This window comes from Geodermatophilus sp. URMC 60, from assembly GCF_053502585.1.
Map to the genome: position 1 here is coordinate 4,068,040 of NZ_CP199958.1, position 13,798 is coordinate 4,081,837.

12 protein-coding genes are annotated in these 13,798 nt (G+C 76.0%); 3 read left to right on the forward strand and 9 right to left on the reverse strand.

Translation table 11 applies throughout. The features are described from left to right. Window positions 1-34: 34 nt before the first annotated feature. Together ACWIX3_RS19205 and ACWIX3_RS19210 are read left to right on the forward strand one after the other, a co-directional pair. On the forward strand, window positions 35-913 hold the full coding sequence (locus ACWIX3_RS19205) for a shikimate dehydrogenase (RefSeq protein ID WP_448608945.1): 879 nt from the start codon (window positions 35-37) through the stop codon (window positions 911-913). Further along, window positions 903-2,819 carry a TIM barrel protein gene (locus tag ACWIX3_RS19210; protein WP_448608946.1) on the forward strand — a complete coding sequence of 639 codons (1,917 nt, stop codon included), beginning with the start codon at window positions 903-905 and terminating at the stop codon, window positions 2,817-2,819. Before ACWIX3_RS19205 ends, ACWIX3_RS19210 begins: the two co-directional genes overlap by 11 nt. A gap of 91 nt (window positions 2,820-2,910) precedes the next feature. On the opposite strand, the gene ACWIX3_RS19215 is transcribed toward ACWIX3_RS19210, so the two are convergent. Continuing rightward, window positions 2,911-3,618 (reverse strand): dienelactone hydrolase family protein, encoded by a 708-nt coding sequence (locus ACWIX3_RS19215; protein ID WP_448608947.1) that lies wholly within the window; start codon window positions 3,616-3,618, stop codon window positions 2,911-2,913. Between the two features lie 184 nt (window positions 3,619-3,802). On the opposite strand from ACWIX3_RS19215, the gene ACWIX3_RS19220 reads away from it, so the two are divergent. Then, a complete protein-coding gene (locus tag ACWIX3_RS19220) occupies window positions 3,803-5,221 on the forward strand; it encodes a selenium-binding protein SBP56-related protein (RefSeq protein ID WP_448608948.1) in 1,419 nt (472 codons plus the stop codon). A gap of 66 nt (window positions 5,222-5,287) precedes the next feature. Here the strand turns inward: ACWIX3_RS19220 and ACWIX3_RS19225 are convergent, their stop codons facing one another. From ACWIX3_RS19225 to ACWIX3_RS19260, 8 genes are all read right to left on the reverse strand, one after another. Then, entirely contained in the window at window positions 5,288-6,316 is a 1,029-nt protein-coding gene (locus tag ACWIX3_RS19225; RefSeq protein WP_448608949.1) for an ATP-dependent 6-phosphofructokinase, read from the reverse strand. Between the two features lie 145 nt (window positions 6,317-6,461). Further along, complete coding sequence (locus ACWIX3_RS19230) at window positions 6,462-7,241, reverse strand: DUF1932 domain-containing protein (RefSeq protein WP_448608950.1); 780 nt, start codon at window positions 7,239-7,241, stop codon at window positions 6,462-6,464. A 70-nt stretch (window positions 7,242-7,311) separates the two neighbouring features. Then, entirely contained in the window at window positions 7,312-7,653 is a 342-nt protein-coding gene (locus ACWIX3_RS19235) for an STAS domain-containing protein (protein WP_448608951.1), read from the reverse strand. A 65-nt stretch (window positions 7,654-7,718) separates the two neighbouring features. Then, entirely contained in the window at window positions 7,719-7,952 is a 234-nt protein-coding gene (locus ACWIX3_RS19240) for a hypothetical protein (protein ID WP_448608952.1), read from the reverse strand. A 41-nt stretch (window positions 7,953-7,993) separates the two neighbouring features. Next, window positions 7,994-9,283, reverse strand: coding sequence for a S8 family serine peptidase (locus tag ACWIX3_RS19245; protein ID WP_448608953.1), 1,290 nt, complete (start codon window positions 9,281-9,283; stop codon window positions 7,994-7,996). A 264-nt stretch (window positions 9,284-9,547) separates the two neighbouring features. After that, complete coding sequence (locus ACWIX3_RS19250; protein WP_448608954.1) at window positions 9,548-11,227, reverse strand: thiamine pyrophosphate-binding protein; 1,680 nt, start codon at window positions 11,225-11,227, stop codon at window positions 9,548-9,550. After that, complete coding sequence (locus tag ACWIX3_RS19255) at window positions 11,224-12,000, reverse strand: cyclase family protein (RefSeq protein WP_448608955.1); 777 nt, start codon at window positions 11,998-12,000, stop codon at window positions 11,224-11,226. Before ACWIX3_RS19255 ends, ACWIX3_RS19250 begins: the two co-directional genes overlap by 4 nt. A gap of 81 nt (window positions 12,001-12,081) precedes the next feature. After that, window positions 12,082-13,764, reverse strand: coding sequence for a SpoIIE family protein phosphatase (locus ACWIX3_RS19260; RefSeq protein WP_448608956.1), 1,683 nt, complete (start codon window positions 13,762-13,764; stop codon window positions 12,082-12,084). Window positions 13,765-13,798: the final 34 nt, after the last annotated feature.

A 13,798-nucleotide genomic window follows, 5' to 3' on the forward strand; every position in this document is an offset into this window, starting at 1 on the left:
ACTCACCAGTTGGTACATACAGGGGGAGACAGCGATGACGCACGACGCGCAGGGGTTCCTGGTCGGCCTGGTCGGCAGCGGCATCGGCCCGTCGCTGAGCCCGCCGCTGCACGAGCGCGAGGCCGACGAGCTGGGCCTGCGCTACCTGTACCGGCGTCTGGACCTCGACCGGCTGCAGAGGCCGGCGTCGGCGATCGGCGAGATCCTGGCCGCCGCACAGCTCGCGGGGTACGACGGGCTCAACGTCACCCACCCCTGCAAGCAGCTGGTCCTGCCGCACCTCGACGAGCTCTCCCCGGACGCCGCCGCGCTGGGTGCCGTGAACACCGTCGTCCTCCGGGACGGGCGGGCGGTCGGGCACAACACCGACTGGTCGGGCTTCGCCCGGGCCTTCGACCGCGGCCTGCCCGAGGCCGACCTCGGGCGGGCCGTGCTGCTCGGCGCCGGCGGCGCCGGCGCCGCGGTCGCACACGCGCTGCTCACCCTCGGCACCCGCCGGCTGACCGTCCTCGACGTGGACGGCGCGCGGGCCGGCGAGCTGGCCGCCGCGCTGGTCGAGCGCTTCGGCGCCGACCGCGCGGAGGGCGGCGACCTGGGCGCGCTGCCCGCAGCACTCGCCCGCGCCGACGGGCTGGTGCACGCCACCCCCACCGGCATGGCCGCCCACCCCGGGCTACCGCTGGACGCCGGCCTGCTCCGGCCGCAGCTGTGGGTGGCCGACATCGTCTACCGGCCGCTGGAGACCGCGCTGGTCCGCACCGCGCGGGAGCTGGGCTGCCGGGTGCTAGACGGCGGGGGCATGGCCGTGTTCCAGGCCGTCGACGCCTTCCGGCTGTTCACCGGCGTCGAGCCCGACGCCGAGCGGATGCTCGCCCACTTCGCCACGTTGGTCACCGACGTCCGTGTCAACTGAGGAAGGACCTCGTCCTCCCCGCCCCTCGCAGGCTCGGGGCGGGACCCGGGACGAGGCCGCCCCTGCCCCTCACCGGGCGATCGCGACCGTCTGCCTGTCCGGCACCCTCGAAGACAAGATCGCCGCGGCGGCCGCAGCCGGGTTCGACGGCATCGAGGTCTTCGAGCCCGACCTGGTCGCCTCCCCCTGGTCACCCGCTGAGCTGGCCGCCCGCTGCGCCGACCTCGGTCTGTCGATCGACCTCTACCAGCCCTTCCGCGACCTGGACTCCACCGATCCCGACCGATTCGCCCGCAACCTGCGCCGGGCCGAGCGCAAGTTCGACGTGATGGCCGCGCTCGGCGTCGACACCGTGCTGGTCTGCTCCTCGGTCGCACCGGACGCCGTCGACGACGCCGACCGGCTGGCCGGGCAGCTGGCCACCGCCGCCGCGCGCGCCGGCGAGCGCGGGCTGCGGATCGCCTACGAGGCGCTGGCCTGGGGTCGGCACGTCTCGACGTGGGAGCGGTCGTGGGACGCCGTCCGCCGAGCGGACTCCCCTGCTCTCGGGCTGTGCCTGGACAGCTTCCACGTGCTCTCCCGCGGCGGGGACCCGGCCGGCTTCGCCGACGTCCCCGGCGAGAAGCTGTTCTTCCTGCAGCTGGCCGACGCGCCGCGGCTGGCCATGGACGTGCTGCAGTGGAGCCGCCACCACCGCCTCTTCCCCGGCCAGGGCTCGTTCGACCTGCCCGGCTTCGTCGCCGCCGTGCTCGCGACCGGCTACGCCGGGCCGCTGTCGCTGGAGGTCTTCAACGACGTCTACCGGCAGGCCGACCCGGGCCGGACGGCGGTGGACGCGATGCGCTCGCTGCAGTGGCTGGAGGAGGCGCTGGCGCAGCGCGACCCGGCGTCCGGCCTGCCCCTGCCCCCGGCAGCGCCGGCGCTGTCGGGCTGGTCGTTCACCGAGCTCGGCGTCGACGGCGTCTCCGGGCCGCGGGTGGCCGAGGTGCTCGCCGCACTCGGCTTCGCCCACACCGGCCAGCACCGCTCCAAGCCGGTGCAGCTGTGGGAGCAGGGCCGGGCGCGGGTGCTGCTCAACGCGTCGGTGGTCCGCCCGGCCGGCGCCGGTGTCGCCTCGGTCGCCGCCCTCGGCCTGGAGAGCGCCGACCCCGCCCGCTCGGCCGAGCGGGCCGAGGCCATGAGCGCCCCGGTCCTCCCCCGCACGCGCGGCGCCGCCGAGGCCGAGCTGTCGGCCGTGGCCGCGCCCGACGGCACCCAGGTCTTCTTCACCCGCACCGTCCCCGACGGCTGGCCGGCCGACTTCCTGCCCACCGGGGAGGAGCCCGGGCCCGGTGCGGGGATCACCGGCGTCGACCACGTGGGGCTGACCCAGCCGTTCGACTCCTTCGACGAGGCGGGGCTGTTCTACCGCGCGGTGCTGGGGCTGGAGCCGCAGGAGGTCACCGAGCTGGCCGCTCCCTTCGGCCTCGTGCGCACCCGCGCGGTCACCGACCCGGCCCGCTCCGTGCGGCTGGCGCTGTCGGCCGCGACGCTGCGCCGCGGCGGCTGGGCACCCGGCGTCCCGGAGCCCCAGTACGTCGCCCTGGCCACCGACGACCTGGTCGCCACCGCCGGTGCGCTGCGCGCGGCCGGGGCACCGCTGCTGCCGCTGCCGGCCAACTACGCCGACGACCTCGAGGCCCGCTTCGACCTGCCCCCCGACCTGCTCGCCGCGGTCCGCGGGCACGGGCTGATGTACGAGGAGGACGGCGCGGGCGGCTGCCTGCACCTGGCCACCGAGGTGCTCGGTGGCCGGGTGTTCTTCGAGGTCGTGCAGCGCATGGGTGGCTACGACGGCTACGGCACCGCGGACGCCCCGGTGCGGATGGCCGCCCACCGCCGGCGGCGCCAGGCCGCCGACCGGTAGCGGGCGGCCCCGAGGCTCGCCGCCGGCCCCGTCCGGGTCCCGCCCCGAGCTCGTGGACCCGGGGAGGACGGGGTCCTCCCCGGGTCCTCCTTCAGCGCAGGTGGGTGTCGAGGAAGCGCAGGATCCGCGCCCAGGCGTCCTCGGCCGACGGGTGGTGGTAGCTCAGGCCGGCCACCCGTTCCAGGACGGCGAAGGGCCCGCTGTTGTGCCGGTTCATGAACGAGTGCCCGGCATCGGGGTACTCGCGGACGTCGTGCGGCACGCCGTGCTCGGTGAGCACCCGCTCCAACCGCGCTGCCGCCCCGCGGAGGGCGCGGTCCTTCCTGCCGTAGCCGGCCACCACCGGGCAGGCGCCGGCCAGCACCTGCTCGGCGTCCCTCGGCAGCATCCCGTAGTTCGGTGCGGCGACGTCGAAGCCGCGGGTCGCCGCCAGCAGCGCGAACCCGCCGCCCATGCAGAACCCGAGGACGCCGGTCCGGCCGGTGCAGTCGGCGCGCCCGGCAAGCCAGCCGCGGGCGGCCTCCAGGTCGCCGAACGCCGGGCCGTCCTGGCGGAGCAGGTCGCCGAAGGTGCGCTTGAGGCAGCGCACGGCGCCTCCGGCGCTGAACAGGTCGGGAGCGAGCGCGAGGTAGCCGGCGGCGGCCAGCCGGTCGGACTGCTCGCGGATGTCGTCGGTCAGCCCGAACGCCTCGTGCACGACCACCACCCCGGGCCACGGCCCCTCCCCCACCGGCGGGACGGCGAGGTGCGCGCGCAACTCCGGCGCGCTGACGCCGCCGGGGATGGTGGTCTCGGGCACGGGCGGCTCCCGTCGTCGTCGCCGGGTCGGGACCGCCGACGCTACCGAGCGCGGCCGGGCCCGGCAGTGCGGGAGGACCGGTCGTGCCCCGGCACCGGGGGCACCGCCGGCTGACGCAGCAGCGTCTTCCCCCCGCGCTGCCGGGCGCGGGAGGGTCGGGCTCCCCTAGTCCTGGAGACCGGTGATGAGCAGCCCGACGCGGATGGACCCCACGTTCTACCGCAGCGCCGCCGAGGCGATCGCCGCCCCGACCGAGCAACTGGCCTACGTGGTCGCGTTCGACCGCGCGGGCGAGGGACCCGACGCCCTCACCGTCGTCGACACCGACGCGGACTCGCCCACCTACGGGCAGCTGGTCGGCTGGGCCGAGCTGCCCACGGTCGGCGACGAGCTGCACCACTTCGGCTGGAACGCCTGCTCGAGCGCGCTGATGCACGAGGGCCACGACATGGGGCACGACGGCCTGCAGCGCCGCTACCTGCTCCTGCCCGGGCTGCGCAGCTCGAACGTGCACGTCTACGACACGCACCCGGATCCCCGGAACCCGGTGCTGCACAAGACCGTCGAGGCGCGGGAGCTGGCGGAGAAGGCGGGCTACTCGCGGCCGCACACGCTGCACTGCGGTCCGGACGGCGTCTTCCTCACCTGCCTGGGCGGCGCCGACGGGAACGACGGCCCCGGCGGGATCGCGCTGCTGGACCACAGCACCTTCGACGTCCTCCGGGCGTGGGAGAGCGACCGGGGCCCGCAGTACCTGGCCTACGACGCCTGGTGGCACCTCAACCGGAACACGCTCGTCTCCAGCGAGTGGGGCACCCCGTCGATGGTCGAGGACGGCCTGGTGCCCGAGCTGCTGCTGGACAACCGGTACGGCCACCGGCTGCACTTCTGGGACCTCACCGAGGGGCGGCACCTGCAGGAGGTCGACCTCGGGCCCGAGCACCAGATGGTGCTGGAGCTGCGCCCCTCCCACGACCCGGACGCCACCTGGGGCTTCGTCGGCGTCGTCGTCTCCACCACCGACCTGTCGGCGTCGGTGTGGCGCTGGTTCCGGGCCGGTGACGAGTGGAAGGCGGAGAAGGTGATCACGATCTCCGCCGAGCCGGCCAACCCCGACGACCTGCCGCCGGCGCTCGAGCCGTTCTCCGCGGTGCCGCCGCTGGTCACCGACATCGACCTCTCCGTCGACGACCGGATGCTCTACGTGTCCTGCTGGGGCACCGGCGAGCTCAAGCAGTACGACGTGACCGACCCGGCGCACCCGCGCGAGGTCGGCTCGGTGCGCCTGGGCGGCGTCGTGCGGAAGACCCCGCACCCGGCCGCCCCGGGCGAGGCGCTGGCCGGCGGCCCGCAGATGGTCGAGGTCAGCCGCGACGACCGGCGGGTGTACGTCACCAACTCGCTCTACGGCGCGTGGGACGACCAGTTCTTCCCCGACGGCACAGGGTCCTGGATGGCCAAGGTCGACACCGACCCGCAGGTCGGCGGCCTCGCCCTCGACCAGCGGTTCTTCCCGCACGGCGAGGACTGGCGCGGGCTGCGGCCGCACCAGGTGCGGTTGCAGGGCGGGGACGCCTCGTCGGACTCCTACTGCTACGGGTGACGTGCTGGAACGGCCCCCTCCAGGGCACCGCCCCGAGCTCGCGAGGGGCGGGCAGGAGGGGGTCCTTCACCCGGTGAAGGCGAGCGTCTCCGCGAGCCGGGACGGCGTCACGGTCTTCAGCCGGGCGACCGCGTCGGCCAGCGGCACCAGCTCGATCTCGGTGCCGCGCAGCGCGACCATCTGACCGACCTTGCCGTCGTGCGCGGCCACGGTGGCGTGCAGGCCGAAGCGGGTGGCCAGCACCCGGTCGAAGGAGGTCGGGGTGCCGCCGCGCTGCACGTGGCCGAGCACGGTGGTGCGCACCTCCTTGCCGGTGCGCCGCTCGAGCTCCTCCCCGAGCTGCTGGGCCACGCCGGTGAAGCGCTTGTGGCCGTACTCGTCGACGCCTCCGTCCCGGACCAGCATCGTGCCGGGGAGCGGGGACGCGCCCTCGGCGACGACGCCGATGACGTGGGAGTCACCGCGGGCGAAGCGCTCCTCGACGATCTTCGCCACCTCGGCGACGTCGAAGGGCTCCTCGGGCACCAGGGTCAGGTGGGCACCGGCGGCGAGGCCGGCGTGCAGCGCGATCCACCCGGCGTGCCGGCCCATGACCTCCACCAGCAGCACCCGCTGGTGGGACTCGGCGGTGGTGTGCAGCCGGTCGATCATCTCCGTGGCGATGCTGACCGCGGTGTCGAAGCCGAAGGTCAGGTCGGTGCAGTCGATGTCGTTGTCGATGGTCTTGGGGATGCCGACCACCGGGACGCCGGCCTCCGACAGCAGGTGGGCCGCGGTGAGCGTCCCCTCGCCGCCGATCGGGATGAGCACGTCGACACCGTGCGCGGTCAGCACGGCCTTCATCTCGTCGAGGCCCGCGTGCAGCTTCTCCGGCGCCACCCGGGCCGAACCCAGCGTCGTCCCGCCCCGGGTGAGCAGGCCGTCGACGGCGGGGACGTCGAGCGGCGTGGTCCGGTCCTCGAGGAGGCCACGCCAGCCGTCGCGGAACCCGATCACCGAGCTGCCGTACTGGGTCGTCGCGGTGCGGACGACCGAGCGGATGACGGCATTGAGGCCGGGGCAGTCGCCCCCGCCGGTCAGGACACCGATGCGCACCGGCTGTCTCCCTGGGATCGTGGGCCGGGTCGCCGTCGACCATACGTCATGACGACATGACGACGGACAGGCGCACCGCAGCGCGTGTCGCAGCACGGCGACCGCCCGGGGGCCTGCTGTGCGTCCGCGGGACGCCGCGGCTCCCTCAGCCGGTGGGCGGGGTCACCTCGGCGACGAGGGCGGCGAGCTGGTCCCGGGCGGCCTCGGCCACCCGCGGCGACACCCCCAGGTCGCGCAGCTGCTCGGCGGCGGCCGCCATCTCCGCGGTCCGGCGGCGGGCGTGCTGGCGGGACCCGGTGAGGAACACCTCGAGGTCGGTGGCGGCGAAGCGGTCCAGCTCCGCACCGATGTCGCGCCGCAGCCAGTCGGCGACGCCGGCCGCCTCCGCTCCCTCCACCGCCTCGACCACGGCGGCGGCCACGCCCTTCCAGAAGACGCTGCGCAGCAGCTTCCGGGAGATCGCCGCACCGGGTGGGCCGTCGAGCACGTCGACGGTCACGCCGAAGCCCGCCAGCACCCGCGCGTACCTGCGGGCGCCGTCGCCGGACACCAGCATCGGGGTGCGCAGCCCGCGCCCGGGGACGGTCGCCAGCAGCGCCACGTCGGCCACCGCGGCGTCCCGGCCGGCGAGGTCCCGCTTCACGCCGGGGGCGGCGGTGTTGAGGTCGGCCCAGACCGTCCCGGGCCGCAGCCGGGGCAGCGCGTTGCGCAGCGCGACCGGCGCGTCCGCGGCGCTGTTCACGCTGAGCACCAGGTCGGCGTCGGCGACGGCGGCGGCCTCGTCGGTGCGCGGCAGCACCCCGGGCGGCGGGGCCACCCGCGGGTCGTAGCCCCGGACGTCGGCACCGAGGGCGACCAGGTCGCGGGCGATCTCCGCCCCGGCCTCCCCCAGTCCCAGCAGCGCGATCGCCGGCGGTCGGTCCACGGTCGCCCACCTCCTGCAGCCCCCGGCGGGCCGCTCCCGGCGGACTGTAGGCCGGGCCGCTGCGGGCCGGTCAGGCGCGGCCGTCGTCCTCGAGGGTGAAGAGCACCGAGATGCCGGCCAGGTCGAGCACCTTGCGGAACCGCGGGGACGCCGACCGGAGCACCGCCGGCCGGCCGTCGCGCGCCGCCGACTGCGCCCACCGCACCAGCAGCGACAACCCGGTGGAGTCGATGTAGCCGACGGAGGCGACCTGCACCGCCACCAGCTCGCCCTCGTCGAGGCCGTCGGCGCGCATCTGCTGCACCAGGGGCTCGTCGACGTCACCGGACAGGTGCAGGACCGGGCCGGCGTCCTCGTGCACCACCCGGAAGGCGCCGCTCGGCGGCTCGGACCCGGAGCTCAGGCGGTGCACGTCCCCACTGTGACCGCGCCCGCCCGCGGCGACAAGCAGGACCGGAAGGGTGTCACCCCCCCCCGTCACTGCACGGGGGCGTCGGGCGGGGGCAGCCGCACGGTGCGGGCCTCCTCCACCGCCACCACGCCCTCGACCCGCAGCTCGCCGAGCGCCCGGCCGGCGGGCAGCTGCCCGGCGATCAGGCCCACGTCGGACAGCACCTGCTCGACCTGCAGACCGTGCCGGCGCAGCGCCTCGGCGACCGAGTCCAGCTCGGCGCGGTGCGCGTCGTCGACGGTGACGATCACAGCGGTCACGGGGGAACGGTAGCCCCGGGCCGCCCCGCCCGGCTGAGCTCTCAGCGCGGCGCCAGCGGCAGCCCCGAGCCGACGTCGACCGACGGGGCGGTCAGCCGCCGCGCGGCCCGGGTCAGCGTCTGCCAGAGCTCCCGCCCGCGCAGCCCGGTCTCCTCGGCCCAGAGCGCGGCCAGGCCGGCGACGTGCGGCGTCGCCATGCTGGTGCCGTTGATCGTGTTGTAGCGGTCCGGCAGCGGCCAGGACGAGTACACGTCCACTCCGGGCCCGGCCAGGTCGACCTGCCCACCGGGGACGGCGCTGCTGCGAGCGGAGAACCAGGCGACCGCGAGGGACGGGTCCAGCGCGCCGATGGCCAGGATGTCGGGGCTGTTGGCCGGGACGCCGACGAAGCCGACGTCCCGGTTCTCCCGGTCGGCGTTGTTGCCCGCCGCCGCGACGATCAACGTCCCCTGGTCGAGCGCCCGGCGGCCTGCCGCCGTGTAGGCCGGGCTGGGCTCCGCGACGTCGGCGCCCAGCGACATCGAGATCACCTGGCACCCGTTGCGCACCGCCCACGCGATGCCGGCGAGGATCTCGGCGTCGGTGCCTGCGCCCTCGTCGCTGAGCACCTTGCCGACGAAGACCTCCGCGTCCGGGGCGACGCCGTAGCCCCGGGATCCCTCGGGGGCGCGCGGGCCGCAGGCGGTGCCCACGCAGTGCGTGCCGTGGCCGTGCCCGTCCTGCGGGGCCTCGCCGGCGACGAACGAGGTGGCCGTGACCGCCCGTCCGGCGAAGTCGGGGTGCGCGGTGTCGAAGCCGGTGTCGAGGACGGCCACCCGGATCCCGCGGCCGGTGCGCGGCGAGGCCAGGACCTCGGTGGCCTGCAGGCCCCAGGTGTGCTGCGGGGTGTCGGCGTACGGCGGGGTGGCCGGCTCGGCGGTGTCACCCGGCAGGTCGAGCAGCCGCCCGGTGAGGTCGGCGACGGCGTCGCGGTACCCGACGAGGTAGCCCTCGGGGACCTCCGGCAGCACTCGGTGGACCAGCTCGGGCGTCACGGCCAGCACCGACCCGTCGCGGGCCAGCCGCTGCGGGTCGACGGCGGCCACGGCCAGGCCCAGCCCCGGGAAGACGACTGCCTCGGCCTGCCGCAGCGCCCGCGCGTCGGCGTCCCCCGGTTCCACGTCGCGGGAGTCGGCGACGTCCGACAGCCCGACGAGCCGGCGCAGCGTGGCCGCGCCGTCCTCGTCCGGGTCGGCGAAGACCACCACGGAGCGGCCGGTCGTCGCGGTCCGCGGAGGGACGCCGATCCGCGCCCGCCCCGGGTTCCTCCTGGCCGTCGGTCGTCCGATCACGGCTGCCTCCTCGTCCGGTGCTCGGGCGGGGACCGCCTCGTGCCGGAGCTCATCGTGACCGACCGCCACCGTGCCCGCACCCTCAGCAGTCATGCGCGTCGCGTCCCCTGCTCGGCACGCGACGCTCACCCAGTCGTGACCCGCTCCTCGGTCGCCGGCGCTCCCTGCGATGCTCGCTCGGCCGTCAGTGGCTCCGCCGTGGACCCCTTCCGGCCTCGCTCCGCTCCTCGGTCGTCGGCGCTCCCTGCGATGCTCGCTCGGCCGTCAGTGGCCGCGGAACGCCTCCGCGAGCCACCACGACGGCTCGTCCGCGGCCACCTTGGCGTCGACGAGCAGCGGCGCGTCCCGTGGACCGGCCACCCACTCGGCCACGCCGGCGAGGTCTCCGGGCGTCCGCACGGTGACCGCCGTGAACCCGTGGCCCCGGGCCAGCGCGGCGAAGTCGGTCTCCGGGAAGCGGACGGTGTCCAGCGGGTGCCCGTCCGGGCCGAAGTGGTGCACCTCGGCCCCGTACGCCGCGTCGTCGTAGACCACGACCACCATGGGCAGCCCCAGCCGGACGACGGTCTCCAGCTCCGAGGCCCCCATCAGCGCACCGCCGTCGCCCAGCGCGGCCACCGGCAGCCGGTCAGGCCGGGCCAGTGCAGCGCCGATCCCCGTCGCCAGGCCGAGCCCGACGGACTGGAAGGCCTGCGTGAAGCAGAACCCGAACTCGTCGGGGACGTCGAGGAACACGCTCGGCCAGCCCATGAAGTTGCCCGAGTCGACCGCGACCACCCGCTCGGCCGGCAGCAGGTCGTCCAGCGCGATGGTCAGCGTGCGCGGGTCGATCCGGTCCGGCCCGCCCGTGGGGGTGAACGGCACGTCGCGCCAGCGCACCCGCGCGGCGATCGCCGCCCGCAGGTCGGGGTTGCGGTGACCCGGGGCGACGTCGTCGCCGAGCGCGACCGCCGCGGCCTCCGCCGTCCGCCGGACGTCGCCGACCACGCCCACGTCGACGTCGCGGTGGGCGCCGATCGCGGACGGATCGTCGTCGATCTGCGCGACCACCGCGCCCTCGGCGATCAGCCGGCCGTGCCGCGTGGTCCACATGTTCAGCGCGCACCCCCAGCCGACCACCAGGTCGGCGTCGCCGATGAGCTCGGCGGCCAGCGGGGAGGCGAAGCCGCCGGAGACGTCCAGCGACCAGGGACTGCCCCGGAACAGGCCACGGGCCACCGCCGAGGTGGCCAGCAGCGCGCCGCACCGGTCCGCCAGCGCCTCCAGAGCCGCACGGGCGCCGGGCCCTCGCGCGCCGCGGCCGGCCACGAACACCGGGCGCCGGGCGGACCGGAGGGCGGCCACGAGCCGGTCGACCTCCGCGGCGTCGGGCACCGCTGGTGGCGGCGCCGGGACCTCGAGCGGGCCCCCCGGCAGCGCCAGCTCCGCGGCCTGGACGTCCAGTGGCAGGTTCAGCAGCACGGTGCGCCGGCCGTGGACGGCGGTGCCGACGGCGGCGGCCACCTGGCCCAGCGCCCCGGCCGCCGAGGTGACCCGCATCGGAACGGCGCCGACGCCAGTGGCCAGCGCCGACTGGTCGACGGCGAAGTTCGACCGCGGCGAGGTGGCCTCGGCGGCCAGCACCACCAGCGGCGTCCGGCTCTTCGCCGCCTCGGTGATCCCGGTGAGCGCGTTGGTGAGCCCGCAGCCCTGGTGCAGCGTGAGGGCGGTCGGGCGGCCGCTCATCCGGGCGTGCGCGTCGGCGATCGTGGCCGCGCCACCCTCGTGGCGCGCGGCCACGAACCGGGCGCCGGCGGCGATCATGGCGTTGGTGACGGCGAAGTTGCCCGAGCCGACGACGCCGACGACCGTGTCGACGCCACAGCCGACCAGCGCCGTCCCGACCGCCTCCGCGACGGTGGTGCTCCGACCCGTCCCCGCCCGACCCACCCCCAGCCGCTTCATCCCCGCTCGACCAGGGCCAGCACCCGGGCCGGGGACCCCGAGCCGGAGACGATCGGCAGCGGCGCGGTCACCAGCACCGCCCCCGCCGGCGGCAGCAGCGCCAGGTTCTGCAGCTGGGTGAGCCCGTACTTGCCGCTGCCCATGAGCGCGGCGTGGCACGGGAACGGCGGATCGAAGGAGTGCGCGGTGCCGGCGTCGGTGCCGACCGTCTCCACCCCCAGCCCGATCACCGGCGCCTCGTCGGCCAGCCAGCGGGCGCAGTCGGGCGAGATGCCGGGCGTGTGCGGTCCGGTGTCGTCGGCGTTGAGGAACTCCCCCTGCGACGCGCTCCGGACGTCCCACCCGGTGCGGTAGAGCAGCCACCCGCCCTCGGGCAGCGGGCCGTGCTCGGCCTCCCACGCCCGCACGTGGTCGATCTCGAGCAGGAAGTCCGGGTCGGCCGCCGCCTCGGCGGAGAAGTCGAGGACGACGGCCGGGGCGACCAGCCGGGCGGCCGGGACGGAGGCGACGTCGTCGCCGTCGACGCCGGTGACCCAGTGGTTGGGCGCGTCGAAGTGCGTGCCGGTGTGCTCCCCGGTCCGGAAGTTGTTCCAGTACCAGGCCGGCCCGCGGTCGTCGTACCGGCTGAGCTCCTCCAGCTCGAAGCGCGCGGTCTGCGCGAACTGGGGCGGGAGCGCGATGACCGGGGTCTCCGCCGACAGCGGGGCGGTGAGGTCGACGACCTCGATGCCCCCTCCGGCCAGTGCGGCGGCGAACGCGGACAGGGTCGACATGGGCGGTCCTCCACGGGCTCAGGATGCGGCCCGCCGAGCATGCCGCATGCGCAGGTCAGCAGGCCCTGACGGGTGCGCAGGTCAGCCGCCGTCCCGGACCACGCAGTCCTGCGCACGGCAGCGGACGGCGACGATCGCGACGTCGTCGTCCGGTCGGCGCCCGACGATCCGTTCGATGAGCGCGTCGCAGAGCCGGTCCGCCGGGGCCCCGGCGAGCTCGCGCACGGCGGCGACCAGCCGCTCGGTGCCCTCGTCGATGCCGGTGCGACCCTGCTCGACCAGGCCGTCGGTGTAGAAGACCAGCGTGTCGCCGGGGCCGACGTCGGCCACCGCGTCGGTGCGGGGCCGGGTCGACTCCGCACCGAGCAGGGTCTGCGGGGCGGCCTCGAGCAGCTCCACCCGGCCGTCGCCGTGCAGCAGCAGCGGTGGCAGGTGCCCGGCCGAGGACCAGCGCAGCACCCGCCGCCCACGGCAGGCCAGCTCCGGCGGTTGCTCGATGCGGGCGATCAGCGCGGTGGCCAGGCTGCCGATCCGCAGGCCGGTGAGCGCCGCGTCGACGCGGGTCAGCACCCGCGCCGGCTCCTCCTGGCGGTCGTAGGCGATGCCGCGCAGGAGGCTGCGCACCTGCCCCATCGCCGCCGCCGCGTCGACGTTGTGCCCGACGACGTCGCCGATCACCAGCAGCGTCGCGCCGTCGGGCTGCTGGAAGGCGTCGTACCAGTCGCCGCCGACGTGCAGCGTGCTCGACGCCGGCAGGTAGCGGACGGCGATCTCCAGGTCGTCGGGCTGCGGCGGCGGGGTGAGCAGGCTGCGCTGCAGGGTCTCGGCGACGGCGAGCTGGCGGCCGTAGAGCCGCGCGTTGTCGATGGCCAGCGAGGCGCGGCGGGCCACCTCCACCGCCGTGGCGATCTCCATCTCGCTGTGCGGCGGCCGGGTCGAGCCGTTGACCAGGCCGATGACGCCGAAGGTCTCCGCACGGGCCCGCAGCGGGACCACGGTGATCGACGCGGCGTCCAGCCGCTCCCAGGCCGCGCGGACCTCCTCGCTGCCGCCGAAGGCCGGTTCCACGATCGCCGGGTCGATGGTCGGCAGGTGGATCGGCTCGCCGGTGAGCAGCGCGGCCGCCATCGGGTTGTCGTCGGCGGCGACGCGCACCCTCCTGCTCAGGTAGAGATCGAGGTCGTCCGCCCGGGCGGGGTCGCGGTGCGCCCAGCCCTCGTCGGCGGGGGCGCCGTCGTCCCCCAGCACGCTGACCAGGGCCCAGTCGCACAGCCGGGGGACGACGAGGCCGACCAGGGTGGCCACCGACTCGCCCGGGTCCAGGGTGCTGACCATCGACTCGCTGACCTCGGCGAGGAATCGCAGCCGGTCGTCCTCGGCCGGGTCGGTCGCGGGACCGGCCCGACCCTCGGGCACCGGGCCGGTGCTGCGCCGCAGCGAGACCTGCAGCCGGTCGCCGGCCCGCTGCGCGGTGGCGTCGAGCCAGCTGCCGGCCGGCGGGTAGTAGCCGCGCCAGGTGACCCGGCCGCCGACGCTGCGGGCGTGCAGCAGGAAGCTGTGGAAGATCGTGCCGGCCAGTTCGGGCAGCGCGATCCAGATGTTGCGGCCGGTGAGCTCCTCGCGCCGGCGGCCGAGCAGGTCGGCGGTCGGCTGGTCGACCGAGACCAGCGTCCAGTCGCCGTCGAAGACCGCTACGCCGGGCGGTGGGCCACCGACCGCCGGGGACCCCGGGACCACCGCCGCGGAGGCTGCCGCATCGCTCACGCCGCCCGGCCTCCGGTCCGCCCGCACGCGCTGT

Excerpts from the sequence above, each read along its gene's own strand:
- ACWIX3_RS19205 (WP_448608945.1), top strand. The coding sequence starts at position 35 with ATGACGCACGACGCGCAGGGGTTCCTGGTCGGCCTGGTCGGCAGCGGC.
- ACWIX3_RS19255 (WP_448608955.1), bottom strand. The coding sequence starts at position 12,000 with ATGTCGACCCTGTCCGCGTTCGCCGCCGCACTGGCCGGAGGGGGCATC.
- ACWIX3_RS19220 (WP_448608948.1), top strand. The coding sequence starts at position 3,803 with ATGAGCAGCCCGACGCGGATGGACCCCACGTTCTACCGCAGCGCCGCC.
- ACWIX3_RS19250 (WP_448608954.1), bottom strand. The coding sequence starts at position 11,227 with ATGAAGCGGCTGGGGGTGGGTCGGGCGGGGACGGGTCGGAGCACCACC.